Below are 15,481 nucleotides of genomic sequence, written 5' to 3' on the forward strand. Positions count from 1 at the left end.
TCAGGCTTTGTTGTAATTGAGCGTTATCATGGCGACAGCGTTCAGTATTTACAACACTTGGGCCTAAATCCCGGGCAGCGGCGTTCGTAGCGGGCGGTCAATCGCCGCAATAGAGCCTTGGCACTCGGCGCAGGTTGCAGAAGATCTGGTAGGGAATGGTTTCGGCGGCAGTGGCGATGTCGCTGGCGAGGATGTTTTTGCCCCACAGCTCCACGGTCGAACCGAGACCCGCCTCAGGCACGTCCGTCAGGTCGATGCACAGCATGTCCATGGACACACGGCCGAGCAATTGGCTGCGCTGCCCGGCGACCAGTACCGGCGTACCGGTCGGTGCGTGGCGCGGGTAACCGTCGGCATAGCCCATCGCAACCACGCCGATGCGCATCGGTTTTGGCGTGATGAACTTGGCGCCGTAGCCCACCGGCTCGCCGGCCGGCAGTTCACGGACGCAAATGACTTTGGATTCCAGGGTCATCACCGGCTGCAAGCGCGCGGCCACGGCCTGGTCTTCGCCAAACGGCGTCGCGCCGTACAGCATGATGCCGGGGCGCACCCAGTCGCTGGACACGTTGGGCCAGCCCATCACCGCCGGCGAGTTGCGCAGGCTGACCTCGGCCGCCAGGCCTTGGCGCGCCGCGTCGAAGACCGCCACTTGCTCATCGCTGCGCGCACAATCAAGCTCATCGGCGCGGGCGAAGTGGCTCATCAATACGATCTTGGCCACTTTGCCGCTGGCCAGCAGGCGCTGGTACGCCTCGTGATAATCCTTGGGATGCAGGCCGACGCGGTGCATGCCGGAGTCAAGCTTGAGCCAGATGGTCAGCGGCTTGCTCAGCCTGGCCTGCTCGATCGCCTCCAGCTGCCACAACGAATGCACCACGCACCACAAATCATGCTCGATGATCAGTGGCAGCTCGTCAGCCTCGAAAAAACCTTCCAACAGCAACACCGGCGCGCGGATACCGGCGGCGCGCAGCTCCAGCGCCTCTTCGATACACGCCACGGCAAACCCATCGGCGTCGGCCTCCAACGCCTGGGCCACCCGCACGGCACCGTGGCCATAGGCATCCGCCTTGATCACGGCAAGGGCCTTGGCCCCCGTGACTTCACGGGCCAATTGGTAGTTGTGGCGCAGGGCTTGGAGATCGATCAGGGCACGGGCAGGACGCATGGCGGCAGGCTTCTAGGCGACAGAGTGAAGAAAAACCGATGCCGCCCAATAACGTCGGCACCGGGGGAGGATCTGGGTTTACGGCAGCGCAGCCACGACCGACAGCTCTACCAGGATTTGCGGTTCGCACAACTTGGCTTCGACCGTGGCGCGGGCCGGGGCGACGCCCTTGGGCAGCCACTTGTCCCACACCGCATTCATGCCGGCGAAATCGGCGTCGATGTCTTTCAGGTAGATCGTCACCGACAGCAACTTGGTCTTGTCCGTACCGGCCAGGTCCAGCAAACGCTCGATATTGGCCAGGGTTTCACGGGTCTGCTGTTCAATCCCGGCGTTCATGTCGTCGCCGACTTGCCCGGCCAGATAGACGGTGCCGCTGTGGACTACGATCTGGCTCATGCGCTCATTGGTGAGCTGGCGCTGGATTGACATGTTTTGCGGACTCCTGGTGGTTGCCGTAACGGGAAATATCGAGGCCTGCGGCGCTGATCTGCGGGGTTTTCCTGGCCATCAGATCGGCCAGCAAGCGGCCCGAGCCACACGCCATGGTCCAGCCGAGGGTGCCGTGGCCGGTGTTCAGGAACAGGTTCTTGAACGGCGTGGCACCGACGATCGGCGTGCCATCGGGTGTGGTCGGGCGCAGGCCGGTCCAGAAAGTCGCTTCGGCCAGATCGCCGCCCTGAGGATAAAGGTCGTTGACGATCATCTCCAGGGTTTCGCGCCGACGCGGGTTGAGCGACAGGTCAAAACCGGCGATTTCCGCCATGCCGCCAACGCGGATGCGGTTGTCGAAGCGGGTGATCGCGACCTTGTAGGTTTCGTCGAGAATGGTCGAAGTCGGGGCCATCGCCGGGTTGGTGATCGGCACGGTCAGCGAATACCCCTTGAGCGGGTACACCGGCGCCTTGATCCCCAGCGGCTTGAGCAATTTGGGCGAGTAACTGCCGAGGGCCAGTACGTAGCGGTCGGCGGTTTCCAGCTTGCCGTCGATCCACACGCCGTTGATGCGTTCGCCGGCGTAGTCGAGGCGCTGGATGTCCTGCTCGAAGCGAAATTCCACGCCCAACTGCGTGCACATCTCGGCCAGGCGCGTCGTGAACATCTGGCAGTCGCCGGTCTGGTCATTCGGCAGGCGCAGGGCACCGGCGAGGATGTCGGTGACGCTGGCCAGGGCCGGCTCCACACGGGCGATACCGGCACGGTCAAGCAGTTCGAACGGCACGCCGGACTCTTTCAGTACGGCGATGTCCTTGGCGGCGCCATCGAGTTGGGCCTGGGTGCGGAACAACTGGGTAGTCCCCAGGCTACGACCTTCGTAGGCAATGCCGGTCTCGGCGCGCAGTTCGTCGAGGCAGTCACGGCTGTATTCGGACAAGCGCACCATGCGTTCTTTGTTTACCGCATAGCGGCTGGCGGTGCAGTTGCGCAGCATCTGCGCCATCCACAGGTATTGATCGACATCGGCAGTGGCCTTGATCGCCAGCGGTGCGTGGCGTTGCAGCAGCCACTTGATGGCTTTGAGCGGTACGCCCGGTGCCGCCCAGGGCGAGGCGTAGCCTGGGGACACCTGGCCGGCGTTGGCGAAACTGGTTTCCATGGCAGCGGCGGGCTGACGGTCGACCACGACCACTTCAAAGCCGGCCCGCGCCAAATAGTAGGCACTGGTCACACCAATGACGCCGCTACCCAAGACCAGAACGCGCATTTTTATATCCTCATCGCGGGCGTGGCCGCTGACGTGTGTTGTTCGAGCAATGATGAGCGCAGTTTAAAAAACAATGACCAGTGCATTTCACTATATAAATGCCTATATTTGGCGACAATTCTCGGCAAAAACCCTTTTCACAGAGGCAGATCCCCTATGCGTACCAATACCCAGACCAAGCGGGAGCTGGACAAGATCGACCGCAACATCCTGCGAATCCTGCAAACCGACGGGCGGATTTCGTTCACGGAGCTGGGAGAAAAAGTCGGGCTGTCGACCACGCCGTGCACCGAGCGCGTGCGCCGGTTGGAGCGCGAAGGGATCATCATGGGCTACAACGCACGGCTCAACCCTCAGCATTTGAAGGGGAGTTTGCTGGTATTTGTCGAGATCAGCCTCGATTACAAATCAGGCGACACCTTTGAGGAATTCCGCCGCGCCGTACTGAAACTGCCCCATGTGCTGGAGTGCCACCTGGTGTCGGGTGACTTCGACTACCTGGTGAAGGCGCGGATTTCCGAGATGGCCTCGTACCGCAAATTGCTTGGCGACATCCTGCTCAAGCTGCCCCATGTGCGGGAGTCCAAGAGCTATATCGTGATGGAAGAAGTGAAAGAGAGCCTGAACCTGCCGATTCCCGATTAACTGGCACCCTGCTCCCACACTTTGACCGAGTACACCTGTCAGACCAATACCTGCCGGGTGCTCGCCATATAGTCGTGGATCTGCTTTTCCACCCGCGGGTGGATCAGCTCCACCGGCCGTCGCCCATTCGGGCACGGCAAGGTCTTGGTGGTGCCGAACAGCCGACAGATCAGCGGCCGCTCGTCGTACACCGTGCAACCGTTTGGGCCCAGGTGCACACAGTTCAACTCGTCCATGGCAGCGTCCTGCTCGGCCGCAGTCTTGCGTGGCAGGCGGGACATTTCTTCAGGCGAAGTGGTCACCGGCCCACAGCAGTCGTGGCAGCCGGGGACGCACTCGAACGAAGGAATCTGTCGGCGCAGTGCGCTGATCTTTTGGCTGTTGCAACTCATCGAAACACGTACCGAACGGCGAATAGGCGTGGATTCTGCCGCAAAAGCCCGCGGTGAGACAGCGTCGTCCGACCGCTGTATCCTGCGTCAAATTTTCCAAACAGGGATGCTCCCATGACCGCCAGCGCCCGGCACACCGCTTCCTACTATGCCGCCAGCAGCGTGCCGCAACCCGATTACCCGGTACTGACCGGCGAAATGACGGCCGACGTGTGCGTGGTCGGCGGTGGCTTTTCCGGGCTGAACACCGCCCTGGAGCTGGCCGAGCGCGGCTTCAGCGTGGTGCTGCTGGAAGCCCGCAAAATCGCCTGGGGCGCCAGCGGGCGCAATGGCGGCCAATTGATTCGCGGCGTCGGCCATGGCCTCGAGCAGTTCACCCCAGTGATCGGCAGCGACGGCGTGCGACAGATGAAGCTGATGGGCCTGGAGGCTGTGGAGATCGTGCGCGAGCGCGTCGAACGCTTCCAGATCCCCTGCGACCTGACCTGGGGCTACTGCGACCTCGCCAACAAACCCCGCGACCTGCAAGGCCTGGCCGAAGACGCCGAAGAGTTGCGCAGCCTGGGCTATCGCCACGAAGTACGCCTACTGCAAGCCAGCCAGATGAGCAGCGTGATCGGCTCGGACCGCTACGTAGGCGGCATGATCGACATGGGCTCCGGCCACCTGCACCCACTCAACCTCGCGCTGGGCGAAGCCGCCGCCGCGCAGCAACTGGGCGTGCAGTTGTTTGAGCAATCCGCCGTCACGCGCATCGACTACGGCCCCGAGATCAACGTGCACACCGCCCAGGGCAACGTGCGCGCCAACACCCTGGTGCTGGCCTGCAACGCCTACCTGAACGGCTTGAACCCGCAGTTGAGCGGCAAAGTGCTGCCCGCCGGCAGCTACATCATCGCCACCGAACCATTGAGCGAAGCCCAGGCCGCCAGCCTGCTGCCACAGAACATGGCCGTATGCGACCAGCGGGTGACGGTGGACTACTTCCGCTTGTCCGCCGACCGACGCCTGTTGTTCGGCGGCGCCTGCCACTACTCCGGCCGCGATCCGCAGGACATCGGCGCCTATATGCGGCCGAAAATGCTCAAGGTGTTCCCGCAACTGGCCGACGTGAAGATCGATTACCAGTGGGGCGGCATGATTGGCATTGGCGCCAACCGCCTGCCGCAGATCGGCCGGCTGCCCGACCAACCCAATGTGTATTACGCCCAGGCCTACGCCGGCCATGGCCTCAACGCCACGCACCTGGCGGGCAAGCTACTGGCCGAGGCCATCAGCGGCCAGCAGCAGGGCCGCTTCGATCTGTTCGCCCAGGTGCCGCACATCACCTTCCCCGGCGGCAAGCATTTGCGCTCGCCACTGTTGGCGCTAGGGATGCTCTGGCACCGCCTCAAAGAGCTGATGTGATCACTTGCGCCAGAACGGTTTCACCCCTTCCTGGCGCGCCTGTTCTGCGCTGAGGCCGATGTCCCTGAGCTGTTCGGCGGTCATGTCCAGCAAGGCCTTGCGCGTATGGCTGCGGTGCCAGAACAGACTCCAGCGGCTGTTGGCCGGCGCCGACAGCGTGCGTCCCTGCTCCGCTTCCAGTTCCTGACTGCGTAACGCCAACCGCACATCGCTCATGCCGCTCATTGTGTCGCCCCTCATTTACCTGTTGCCATGAGTGACTAGGATGGGCGCGCGAGCAAAACCATTACAGATCCAATCAATTTTTATTAAATCCATACAGACACTGCCTATAGGCGGCTGAATCCTGTATTTTCGCTGCATCTGTACTGGTCCCCTGGGAGCGACCACCATGACCCTTTACGTCAACCTCGCCGATTTGCTGGGCACCCGCATCGAACAAGGCTTCTACCGTCCCGGCGATCGCTTGCCTTCCGTCCGCGCCTTGAGCGTGGAACACGGGGTCAGCCTGAGCACCGTGCAACAGGCCTATCGCTTGCTGGAAGATAATGGCCTGGCGATGCCCAAGCCCAAATCCGGCTACTTTGTGCCGGTCGGCCGCGAGTTGCCGGCCCTGCCCGAAGTCGGCCGCCCGGCCCAGCGCCCGGTGGACATTTCCCAGTGGGACCAGGTGCTGGAGCTGATTAGCGCCGTCCCGCGCAAAGACGTCATACAGATGGGCCGCGGCATGCCGGATGTGCTGTCACCGACCCTCAAACCCCTGCTGCGCAGCCTCGCCCGCGTGAGCCGCCGCCAGGATCTGCCAGGGCTGTATTACGACAACATCATGGGCTGTATGGAATTGCGCGAGCAGATCGCCCGGCTGTCATTGGATTCCGGCTGCCAACTGAACGCCGAAGACATTGTGGTCACCACCGGCTGCCATGAGGCGCTGTCTGCGAGCATCCGCGCCATTTGTGAACCTGGGGATATTGTCGCGGTGGATTCACCCAGCTTTCACGGTGCCATGCAGACCCTCAAGGGCCTGGGCATGAAGGCCCTGGAAATCCCCACCGACCCCATCACCGGCATCAGCCTGGAAGCCCTGGAACTGGCCCTGGAACAATGGCCGATCAAGGTCATCCAACTGACCCCCAACTGCAACAACCCGCTGGGCTACATCATGCCGGAAGCGCGCAAACGCGCCCTGCTGACCCTGGCCCAGCGCTTTGACGTGGCAATCATCGAAGACGATGTGTATGGCGAATTGGCCTACAGCTACCCGCGCCCGCGCACGATCAAATCCTTCGACGAAGACGGTCGCGTACTGCTCTGCAGTTCGTTCTCCAAAACCCTGGCGCCCGGCCTGCGCATCGGTTGGGTAGCGCCGGGGCGTTACCTGGAACGGGTGCTGCACATGAAATACATCAGCACCGGCTCCACGGCGACCCAACCGCAGATTGCGATCGCGGAATTTCTGAAAAACGGCCATTTCGAACCGCATTTGCGGCGGATGCGCACTCAATACCAGCGCAATCGCGACCTGATGCTCGATTGGGTCAGCCGCTACTTTCCCGCGGGCACGCGGGCCAGCCGCCCTCAGGGCAGCTTTATGCTGTGGGTCGAGTTGCCGGATGGCTTTGATACCTTGAAGCTCAACCGGATCTTGCTGGAACAAGGCGTACAGGTGGCGGTAGGCAGCATCTTCTCGGCCTCGGGCAAATACCGGAACTGCCTGCGCATGAACTACGGCGCCAAGCCGAGCCCGCAGATCGAAGAGGCCGTGCGCAAGGTCGGCGCTGCCGCGACCAAGCTACTGAACGAGGAAATGCACTGACCTTTCCCGAGAAATAGCCGTCAGATGTCGACAACCGCCCTGATCTGGAAGCGACTCCCTTGATGATGCAACGGCTATTCCCGTTTTTCCTGTTGGGAGCCCTGGCCCTCGGCGGCTGTGCCACCGTGAACGCACCGCGCGTCCCCAGCGATGCGCTGCCCGCCGCCCAGTCGTCGTTCGGCCGCTCGATCCAGGCCCAGGCCGCGCCTTACCAGGGCCGCTCCGGGTTTCGCCTGCTGCCCAACAGCAGCGAGGCGTTCATGGCCCGCGCCGAACTGATCCGCAACGCCCAGACCAGCCTCGACTTGCAGTACTACATCGTCCACGACGGTATCAGCACGCGCATGCTCGTGGACGAACTGCTCAAGGCCGCCGACCGCGGTGTGCGTGTGCGCATCCTGCTGGACGACACCACCAGCGACGGCCTCGACCAGATCATCGCCACCCTCGCCGCCCACCCCAAGATCGAAATCCGCCTGTTCAACCCGTTGCATCTGGGCCGCAGCACCGGCGTGACGCGGGCCATGGGTCGCCTGTTCAATCTGTCTTTGCAGCACCGGCGCATGCACAACAAGTTGTGGCTGGCCGACAACAGCGCAGCCATCGTCGGCGGGCGCAATCTGGGCGATGAGTATTTCGACGCCGAGCCCAACCTGAATTTCACCGACATCGACATGCTCAGCCTGGGCCCGGTGGCCGAGCAGCTCGGCCACAGCTTCGACCAGTACTGGAACAGCGCCCTGAGCAAGCCGATTGACGACTTTGTCTCCAACACGCCATCCAAAGGCGACTTGGCGACCGCGCGCGCGCGCCTGCAAGAGTCGCTGGCCGAATCACGCCAGCAGCGTTACGCCCTGTACAACCGGCTGCGCACCTATCAGACCCAACCGCGCATGGACACTTGGCGCCGCGAGTTGATCTGGGCCTGGAACCAGGCGCTGTGGGATGCGCCGAGCAAGGTGCTGGCCACGGCCGAACCGGACCCGCACTTGCTGCTCACCACCCAACTCGCGCCAGAGCTGGCAGGGGTCAATCACGAGCTGATCATGATCTCGGCGTACTTCGTGCCCGGCCAGCCGGGGCTGGTTTACCTGACCGGGCGCGCCGACGCGGGCGTGTCCGTGAGCCTGCTGACCAACGCCCTGGAGGCCACCGACGTTCCGGCCGTGCACGGCGGCTACGCGCCGTATCGCAAGGCCCTGCTGGAACACGGGGTGAAACTCTACGAACTGCGCCGCCAACCGGGCGATGGCAGCGGCAGCGGCCCCCACCTGTTTCGGCGTGGCACCTTTCGCGGTTCGGACTCCAGCCTGCACAGCAAGGCGATGATCTTTGATCGGGAAAAGTCCTTCATCGGCTCGTTCAATTTCGACCCGCGTTCGGTGCTTTGGAACACCGAAGTCGGCGTATTGGTCGACAGTCCCGAACTGGCGGAACATGTGCGCAACCTGGCGCTGCAAGGCATGGCGCCAGCGTTGAGTTATGAACCGAAATTGCAGGATGGGCAGTTGGTGTGGGTGACCGAGGACAACGGCCAATTGCACACCCTGACCCGCGAGCCGGGCAGTTGGTGGCGTCGCTTCAATGCATGGTTTGCCACGTCTGTGGGCCTGGAACGCATGCTTTAAGAACAACACCGATCAACTGTGGGAGCTGACTGCACGGTAAGGTCAGGCCGGTTGCGCTGCGCCGAACGCCCCCTGGCGCAGCAGCAACACCACCAGGCCCAACGCGCCGGCCGCCATCAGGAACGGCAACGCATGCCCGCTGATCCACTGGCTCCCTGCCCCCGCCACCAACGGCCCGATCAGGCAGCCAATCCCCCACAACTGCGCTACGTGGGCATTGGCGCGCACCAGCGCATCGTCGCGATAACGCTCGCCGATCAGAATCAACGACAGGGTGAACAACCCTCCGGCACTGGCGCCGAACACCACCCACACCGGCCAGATCAACAACGTGTGCAAGGTCAGCGGAATCGCCAGGCTCGACGCCAGCAGCAACACCGCACAACTGAGGAACAGCGTGCGTCGCGGCAGGTAGTCAGCCAGCGCACCGATGGGCAATTGCAGCAGCGCATCACCCACCACCACGGTGCTGACCATCGCCAAGGCGATCTCGGCAGTGAAGCCCTGTTGCAGGCAATACACCGGCAGCAGCGTCAGAATCATCGCCTCGAACGCGGCGAATAAGGCCACCGCCCAGGCAATCGCCGGCAGGCTCAGGCAGAAGCGCCACAGGTCGGCGAAGGTCACGCTGAACGACTCGGCAGTGGGTGCACCGGAGCGTCCCAGCAACAACACGGGCGCCACCACCAATAAGCCGACACCCACCCAGAAGCCGTAGTCATGGTCGGTGCCGATCAGGCCCAGCAGCAAGGGCCCGGACAGTTGGCTCAAGGCATAGCTACAGCCATACAACGCGACCAACCGGCCACGCCATTGCTCCACCACCAACTGGTTGATCCAGCTTTCGCCGAGGATAAACACGATGGTCAGGATCACCCCGATCATCAGCCGCAGCACCAGCCACACCGGATAGCTCGGCAAAATCGCCAGCAAACCGATGGACAGCGCCCCGCCCCACAGGCACAGGCGCATCAAATTGGCAGTGCCCAGCCACGAGGCCAAACGACTGGAAAGCTTCGCCCCCAGCAACACGCCAAAAGCTGGCATCGCCGCCATCACCCCGATGGCAAAACTGCCGTAGCCCCAGCCTTCGAGTCGCAGGGACACCAGCGGCATGCTGACCCCCAGGGCCAGGCCAACGCTGAGGACCGAGGCCAGAACGGCGAAATAAGTCGCCCAACGCATGTCCACGCTCCTGTGGATAATTCCTGAGATCACACAAAACACTGTGGGAGCGGGCTTGCTCGCGAATGCGGTGGGCCAGCCAGCTCATCTGGTACTGATACACCGTATTCGCGAGCAAGCCCGCTCCCACACTTTTACCTGCGGCGAGCCCTGAAAGTTACAGCTTGATCCAGGTCGACTTCAGCTCGGTGTATTTGTCGAACGCGTGCAGCGACTTGTCGCGACCATTACCCGATTGCTTGAAGCCACCAAACGGTGCGGTCATGTCGCCACCGTCGTATTGGTTGACCCACACGCTACCGGCACGCAGCGCCTTGGCGGTCAGGTGCGCCTTGGAGATGTCCGACGTCCACACCGCTGCGGCCAGGCCGTAGATGGTGTCGTTGGCGATCTTGACCGCTTCTTCGGCGCTGTCGAAGGTGATCACCGACAGGACTGGACCAAAGATCTCTTCCTTGGCGATTTTCATGGCGTTGGTCACACCGTCGAAAATCGTCGGTTCAACATAGGTGCCACCGGTTTCTTCCAGGGTGCGCTTGCCGCCCGCCACCAGCTTGGCGCCATCGGCGTGACCGGCTTCGATATACGACAGCACCGTGTTCATCTGCTGGGTGTCCACCAGTGCACCGACGTTGGTGGCCGGGTCCAACGGGTTGCCGGGCTTCCAGCCCTTGAGGGCCTCGATCACCATGGGCAGGAATTTGTCCTTGATGGAGCGCTCCACGAGCAGGCGCGAACCGGCGGTGCAGACTTCGCCCTGGTTGAAGGCGATGGCGCCGGCGGCGGATTCGGCAGCGGCTTGCAGGTCCGGGGCGTCGGCGAACACGATGTTCGGGCTCTTGCCGCCAGCTTCCAGCCATACACGCTTCATGTTCGACTCGCCGGAGCGGATCAACAGCTGCTTGGCGATCTTGGTCGAACCTGTGAACACCAGGGTGTCGACGTCCATGTGCAGCGCCAGCGCGTTGCCTACGGTGTGGCCGTAACCTGGCAACACGTTGAACACGCCTTTTGGAATACCGGCCTCGACGGCCAGGGCAGCGATGCGGATGGCAGTCAACGGAGACTTTTCGGACGGTTTGAGGATCACCGAGTTACCTGTGGACAACGCCGGGCCGAGTTTCCAGCAGGCCATCATCAGCGGGAAGTTCCACGGCACAATGGCAGCGACGACGCCCACCGGCTCGCGCGTCACCAGGCCCAATTGGTCGTGAGGGGTGGCCGCGACTTCGTCGTAGATCTTGTCGATCGCCTCGCCGCTCCAGCTCAGCGCGTTGGCTGCACCGGGCACGTCAATATTCAGGGAGTCGCTGATCGGCTTGCCCATGTCCAGGGTTTCGAGCAGCGCCAACTCTTCGGCATTGGCCTTGAGCAACGCGGCGAAACGGATCATGGTGGCTTTGCGCTTGGCCGGCGCCAGGCGCGACCAGACACCGGAATTGAAGGTGGCGCGGGCGTTTTCCACGGCGCGCTGGGCGTCGGTGGCGTCACAGCTGGCCACGCTGGCCAGCAGGCGGCCATCGACCGGGCTGATGCATTCGAACGTGTCGCTGGAAGCTGCGGCGGTGTATTCGCCGTTGATGTAGGCGCGGCCTTCGATCTTCAGGTCCTTGGCGCGTTGTTCCCAATCGGCACGGGTCAGGGTGGTCATGCGAGTGTCCTCCTCTTATTGAATACAAGGGCCAGGTGATGTCCCCCGGCAGCCTCAAAGAATTCTTGCCCGGCCAGCCTGCTGTTCGGCTCAAGGCAGCTGCCACCCTAAACCAGCGGCTGGGGATGTTTCAATATATTTGACATAAGCGCGGCAAACGCCCTTGCGATGTTCATTTTAATAAACATAGACTTTGGACTCCCCCACCGCAGGCCAGACGGGACACGCACATGAGCATCCAGGACATCGTCGACTTCAGCCAAGCCAAGACCCCCGCCGACCGTTACCGCCCCGCCGCCGAGAAAGTCCTCAAGGGCGACCCCGAGCAAACGATCTACAACCACTACAACAGCCCATGCGGGCAGATGAGTGCCGGCGTCTGGGAAGGTGAAGTCGGACAGTGGAAGGTCAATTACACCGAGCATGAGTACTGCGAGATTGTGCAGGGTGTTTCGGTGCTGCGTGATGCCGACGGCAACGCCAAGACCTTGCGTGCTGGCGATCGCTTCGTGATCCCTGCGGGTTTCAGCGGCACCTGGGAAGTACTGGAGCCGTGCCGCAAGATCTACGTGGTGTTCGAACAAAAAGCCTGATCAACAAATCCGGCGCAAAAAAAAGCCCGTATCGTGAGATACGGGCTTTTTTTCACAAGGAGGAAAATCAATTACTTGATTTTGCCTTCTTTGTAGATCACGTGCTTGCGAACGCGCGGGTCGAACATTTTCTTTTCGAGCTTGTCCGGGGTAGTACGCTTGTTCTTGTCGGTAGTGTAGAAGTGACCAGTACCGGCGCTAGAGATCATTCGAATCAATTCACGCATGATAGAGCTCCTTAGATCTTGCCAGCGGCGCGGATTTCGGCCAGCACGACAGTGATGCCGCGCTTGTCGATGATACGCATGCCTTTGGCAGATACACGCAGGCGAACAAAACGTTTCTCTTCTTCAACCCAGAAGCGGTGATGCTGCAGGTTCGGCAGGAAACGACGACGGGTTTTGTTATTTGCGTGGGAAATGTTATTCCCAGTCACCGGACCCTTACCGGTAACTTGACAGACTCTCGACATGCCTCAGCCCTCTAAAACCACATGCCCAACCCGGCATGGGTTGGCCGCTTAATCTCTCAGTCATTTGGCGCCAGGCGCCGCGTTTCTTTAGGGTCTTACCGGCTACACCTACAAGCGAAGGAACCGGGCCCCTAGAAAAGAGCGCTGCTTTATACCAGAAAGACCCTGGTGCAACAACAGCCCGTGTGTTTTTACCGGTGTAAATCTAGGCAAAACACACCTGAACCGTTGCCAGGAGGGGCCGCTGTCACAGCCGACCGCTCGTCGCACAGAATGATTTACAGCGCCCGCAGGCACGATGAAGTGCTCGGCGAAACGCGCTGAGGCGCCATGAAAACAGCATTTGAAGCAAAAGCACAGGCAAAAATGGACTAGTCATTTTTCAATCAGACCTCTACGGTAGGCCTTTTCCAGACTGCACTCGCAGATGGGCCTTCGATCTGCAAAGGAAACCGAACATGCGCCTCGCTGCCCTACCGCTATTGCTAGCCCCTCTATTTATCGCCCCGCTGGCCACTGCCGCCAACAACTTGAGCGTCTGCACCGAGGCCAGCCCCGAAGGGTTCGATGTGGTGCAGTACAACTCATTGACCACCACCAATGCCTCGGCCGACGTGCTGATGAACCGCCTGGTGGACTATGACGCAGCCGCCGGCAAGCTGGTGCCAAGCCTGGCGGACAGCTGGGACGTCTCGCCGGATGGCCTGACGTACACCTTCAAACTGCACCCGGACGTGAAATTCCACCGCACCGAATACTTCACCCCGAGCCGCACCCTGACTGCCGAAGATGTGCGCTTCAGCTTCGAACGCATGCTCGACCCGGCCAACCCCTGGCACAAGATTGCCCAGAGCGGCTTCCCCCACGCGCAATCGCTGCAACTGCCGGCGCTGGTGAAGAAGATCGACGCCCTCGACCCACTCACCGTGCGCTTCACCCTCGACCACGCCGACTCCACCTTCCTCGCCGCCCTGAGCATGGGTTTTGCCTCGATCTACCCGGCCGAGTACGCCGACAAACTGCTCAAGGCCGGTACGCCGGAGAAGCTCAACAGCCAGCCCATCGGCACCGGTCCGTTCATCTTCAGCCGTTTCCAGAAAGACGCCGTGGTGCGCTACAAGGCCAACCCGGATTATTTCGCCGGCAAACCCGCTGTGGATAACTTGATCTTCGCCATCACGCCGGATGCCAACGTACGCCTGCAGAAACTGCACCGCGATGAATGCCAGATCGCCCTGTCGCCCAAGCCCCTGGACGTGGGTGAGGCCGAAAAGGACCCTGCGCTGAAGGTCGAGAAAACCCCGGCCTTCATGACCGCCTTCGTTGCCATCAACAGCCAGCACCCGCCGCTGGACAAGCCCGAAGTACGCCAGGCCATCAACCTCGCCTTCGACAAGGCCAGCTACCTCAAGGCCGTGTTTGAAGGCACCGCCGAAGCCGCCAACGGCCCTTACCCGCCCAATACCTGGGGCTACGCCAAGGATCTGCCGGGTTATCCACAGGACCTCGCCAAAGCCAAGACCCTGCTGGACCGCGCCGGGCTCAAGGACGGCTTCAAGACCACCATCTGGACACGTCCCACCGGCAGCCTGCTGAACCCCAACCCGAACCTTGGTGCGCAATTGCTGCAAGCCGACCTGGCCAAGGTCGGCATCCAGGCCGAGATCCGCGTGATCGAATGGGGCGAACTGATTCGCCGCGCCAAAGCCGGTGAGCACGACCTGCTGTTCATGGGCTGGGCCGGCGACAATGGCGACCCGGATAACTTCCTGACCCCGCAGTTCTCATGCGCCGCAGTGAAATCCGGCACCAACTTCGCCCGTTACTGCGACCCTGCCCTCGACAAGCTGATCAGCGCTGGCAAGACCACCAACGAGCAAGGGGTGCGCAGCAAGCTGTACCAGCAGGCCCAGGCGCAGATCCAGCAACAGGCGCTGTGGCTGCCACTGGCGCACCCGACCGCGTTTGCCCTGGCACGCAAGAATGTCGAGGGCTATCAAGTGAGCCCGTTCGGCCGCCAGGACTTTTCGAAAGTCCGCGTCAAGCCCTGAACACTCGCCCCGCCCCCCCCATGGGGCGGGTCTACATCCAGCCGTATTCCGCCATCGACAAGGGGTCCCCGTCCCCCACGATGATGTGATCGAGTACCCGCACGTCCACCACTTCCAGGGCCTTTTGCAGCAACTTGGTCAATTTTCGATCAGCTGCACTGGGCTCAAGGCTGCCGGAAGGGTGGTTGTGACACAGGATCAAGGCCGCGGCGTTGTATGCCAGGGCACGCTTGACCACTTGCCGCGGATAAACCACGGCGGTGTCGATAGTGCCCTGGGACAACGCCTCGAACCCCAGCACCCGATGCTTCGAGTCGAGGAACAGGCAGCCGAAAACCTCATGGGGCTCATGCCGCAATAGCGCCTTGAGGTAATCACGTACCGCTACCGGGCTTTCCAGCACCGAGTCACTGCGCAAACGCTCTGCCAGGTGCCGCCGGGACATTTCGAGCACCGCCTGCAACTGCGCAAACTTGGCCGGCCCCAAGCCCAGATGCTGGCTGAACAAGCTCTGACTGGCCTCCAACAGTGGGCGCAGACCGCCAAATTGCGTCAGCAAATGGCGCGCCAGGTCCACCGCACTTCTGCCGGAAACCCCCGTGCGCAGGAAGATCGCCAGCAACTCGGCATCCGAAAGGCTCTTCGCCCCCCATTCCAACAGTTTCTCCCGTGGCCGCTCCGCCACAGGCCAATCGCGAATACTCATCCCACCTCCCTCTTCGTAAGCGCCATGGCATGCACGCCGCTGTTGCCTGGCGGACGCTG

At 62.0% G+C, this 15,481-nt stretch carries 16 protein-coding genes; 6 read left to right on the forward strand and 10 right to left on the reverse strand.

Annotated elements, in window-relative coordinates:
• Positions 1-97 precede the first annotated feature (97 nt).
• From alr to dadA, 3 genes are all read right to left on the reverse strand, one after another.
• Complete coding sequence (alr, locus tag IB241_RS08515; RefSeq protein WP_192297997.1) at positions 98-1,171, reverse strand: alanine racemase; 1,074 nt, start codon at positions 1,169-1,171, stop codon at positions 98-100.
• A gap of 78 nt (positions 1,172-1,249) precedes the next feature.
• The gene (locus IB241_RS08520) at positions 1,250-1,603 is read right to left on the reverse strand and encodes a RidA family protein (RefSeq protein WP_034110260.1); all 354 of its coding nucleotides are present in this window, start codon (positions 1,601-1,603) and stop codon (positions 1,250-1,252) included.
• A complete protein-coding gene (dadA, locus tag IB241_RS08525) occupies positions 1,575-2,876 on the reverse strand; it encodes a D-amino acid dehydrogenase (protein ID WP_192297998.1) in 1,302 nt (433 codons plus the stop codon). Before dadA ends, IB241_RS08520 begins: the two co-directional genes overlap by 29 nt.
• Before the next feature lie 156 nt (positions 2,877-3,032).
• On the opposite strand from dadA, the gene IB241_RS08530 reads away from it, so the two are divergent.
• Positions 3,033-3,521 carry an Lrp/AsnC ligand binding domain-containing protein gene (locus IB241_RS08530; RefSeq protein ID WP_003176896.1) on the forward strand — a complete coding sequence of 163 codons (489 nt, stop codon included), beginning with the start codon at positions 3,033-3,035 and terminating at the stop codon, positions 3,519-3,521.
• Between the two features lie 38 nt (positions 3,522-3,559).
• Here the strand turns inward: IB241_RS08530 and IB241_RS08535 are convergent, their stop codons facing one another.
• Entirely contained in the window at positions 3,560-3,913 is a 354-nt protein-coding gene (locus IB241_RS08535; RefSeq protein WP_177005603.1) for a YkgJ family cysteine cluster protein, read from the reverse strand.
• A gap of 114 nt (positions 3,914-4,027) precedes the next feature.
• Between IB241_RS08535 and IB241_RS08540 the strand changes: the two genes are divergently transcribed.
• Positions 4,028-5,320 (forward strand): NAD(P)/FAD-dependent oxidoreductase, encoded by a 1,293-nt coding sequence (locus IB241_RS08540; protein WP_192297999.1) that lies wholly within the window; start codon positions 4,028-4,030, stop codon positions 5,318-5,320.
• On the opposite strand, the gene IB241_RS08545 is transcribed toward IB241_RS08540, so the two are convergent.
• Entirely contained in the window at positions 5,321-5,545 is a 225-nt protein-coding gene (locus IB241_RS08545; RefSeq protein WP_192298000.1) for a DUF1127 domain-containing protein, read from the reverse strand. It lies immediately after the preceding gene.
• Positions 5,546-5,711: 166 nt separating this feature from the next.
• Here IB241_RS08545 and IB241_RS08550 point away from each other — a divergent pair, with 166 nt between their 5' ends.
• The gene (locus IB241_RS08550; protein ID WP_192298001.1) at positions 5,712-7,136 is read left to right on the forward strand and encodes a PLP-dependent aminotransferase family protein; all 1,425 of its coding nucleotides are present in this window, start codon (positions 5,712-5,714) and stop codon (positions 7,134-7,136) included.
• 62 nt (positions 7,137-7,198) lie between these two features.
• Positions 7,199-8,764 (forward strand): phospholipase D family protein, encoded by a 1,566-nt coding sequence (locus IB241_RS08555; protein WP_192298002.1) that lies wholly within the window; start codon positions 7,199-7,201, stop codon positions 8,762-8,764.
• A 42-nt stretch (positions 8,765-8,806) separates the two neighbouring features.
• On the opposite strand, the gene IB241_RS08560 is transcribed toward IB241_RS08555, so the two are convergent.
• Both IB241_RS08560 and IB241_RS08565 read right to left on the reverse strand, forming a co-directional pair.
• Positions 8,807-9,949 carry an MFS transporter gene (locus IB241_RS08560; RefSeq protein ID WP_192298003.1) on the reverse strand — a complete coding sequence of 381 codons (1,143 nt, stop codon included), beginning with the start codon at positions 9,947-9,949 and terminating at the stop codon, positions 8,807-8,809.
• A 157-nt stretch (positions 9,950-10,106) separates the two neighbouring features.
• A complete protein-coding gene (locus tag IB241_RS08565) occupies positions 10,107-11,600 on the reverse strand; it encodes an aldehyde dehydrogenase (protein WP_192298004.1) in 1,494 nt (497 codons plus the stop codon).
• Between the two features lie 230 nt (positions 11,601-11,830).
• On the opposite strand from IB241_RS08565, the gene IB241_RS08570 reads away from it, so the two are divergent.
• Positions 11,831-12,193, forward strand: coding sequence for a cupin domain-containing protein (locus IB241_RS08570; protein ID WP_192298005.1), 363 nt, complete (start codon positions 11,831-11,833; stop codon positions 12,191-12,193).
• Positions 12,194-12,264: 71 nt separating this feature from the next.
• On the opposite strand, the gene rpmG is transcribed toward IB241_RS08570, so the two are convergent.
• Complete coding sequence (gene rpmG, locus IB241_RS08575; RefSeq protein WP_003176906.1) at positions 12,265-12,420, reverse strand: 50S ribosomal protein L33; 156 nt, start codon at positions 12,418-12,420, stop codon at positions 12,265-12,267.
• A gap of 11 nt (positions 12,421-12,431) precedes the next feature.
• The gene (rpmB, locus tag IB241_RS08580) at positions 12,432-12,665 is read right to left on the reverse strand and encodes a 50S ribosomal protein L28 (RefSeq protein WP_003176907.1); all 234 of its coding nucleotides are present in this window, start codon (positions 12,663-12,665) and stop codon (positions 12,432-12,434) included.
• A gap of 458 nt (positions 12,666-13,123) precedes the next feature.
• Between rpmB and IB241_RS08585 the strand changes: the two genes are divergently transcribed.
• Positions 13,124-14,716, forward strand: coding sequence for an ABC transporter substrate-binding protein (locus IB241_RS08585; protein WP_192298006.1), 1,593 nt, complete (start codon positions 13,124-13,126; stop codon positions 14,714-14,716).
• Positions 14,717-14,747: 31 nt separating this feature from the next.
• Here IB241_RS08585 and radC read toward each other — a convergent pair whose 3' ends face one another.
• Positions 14,748-15,422 (reverse strand): RadC family protein, encoded by a 675-nt coding sequence (gene radC, locus IB241_RS08590; protein ID WP_192298007.1) that lies wholly within the window; start codon positions 15,420-15,422, stop codon positions 14,748-14,750.
• Positions 15,423-15,481: the final 59 nt, after the last annotated feature.

Source organism: Pseudomonas sp. PDM05 (assembly GCF_014851685.1).
Classification (GTDB): domain Bacteria; phylum Pseudomonadota; class Gammaproteobacteria; order Pseudomonadales; family Pseudomonadaceae; genus Aquipseudomonas.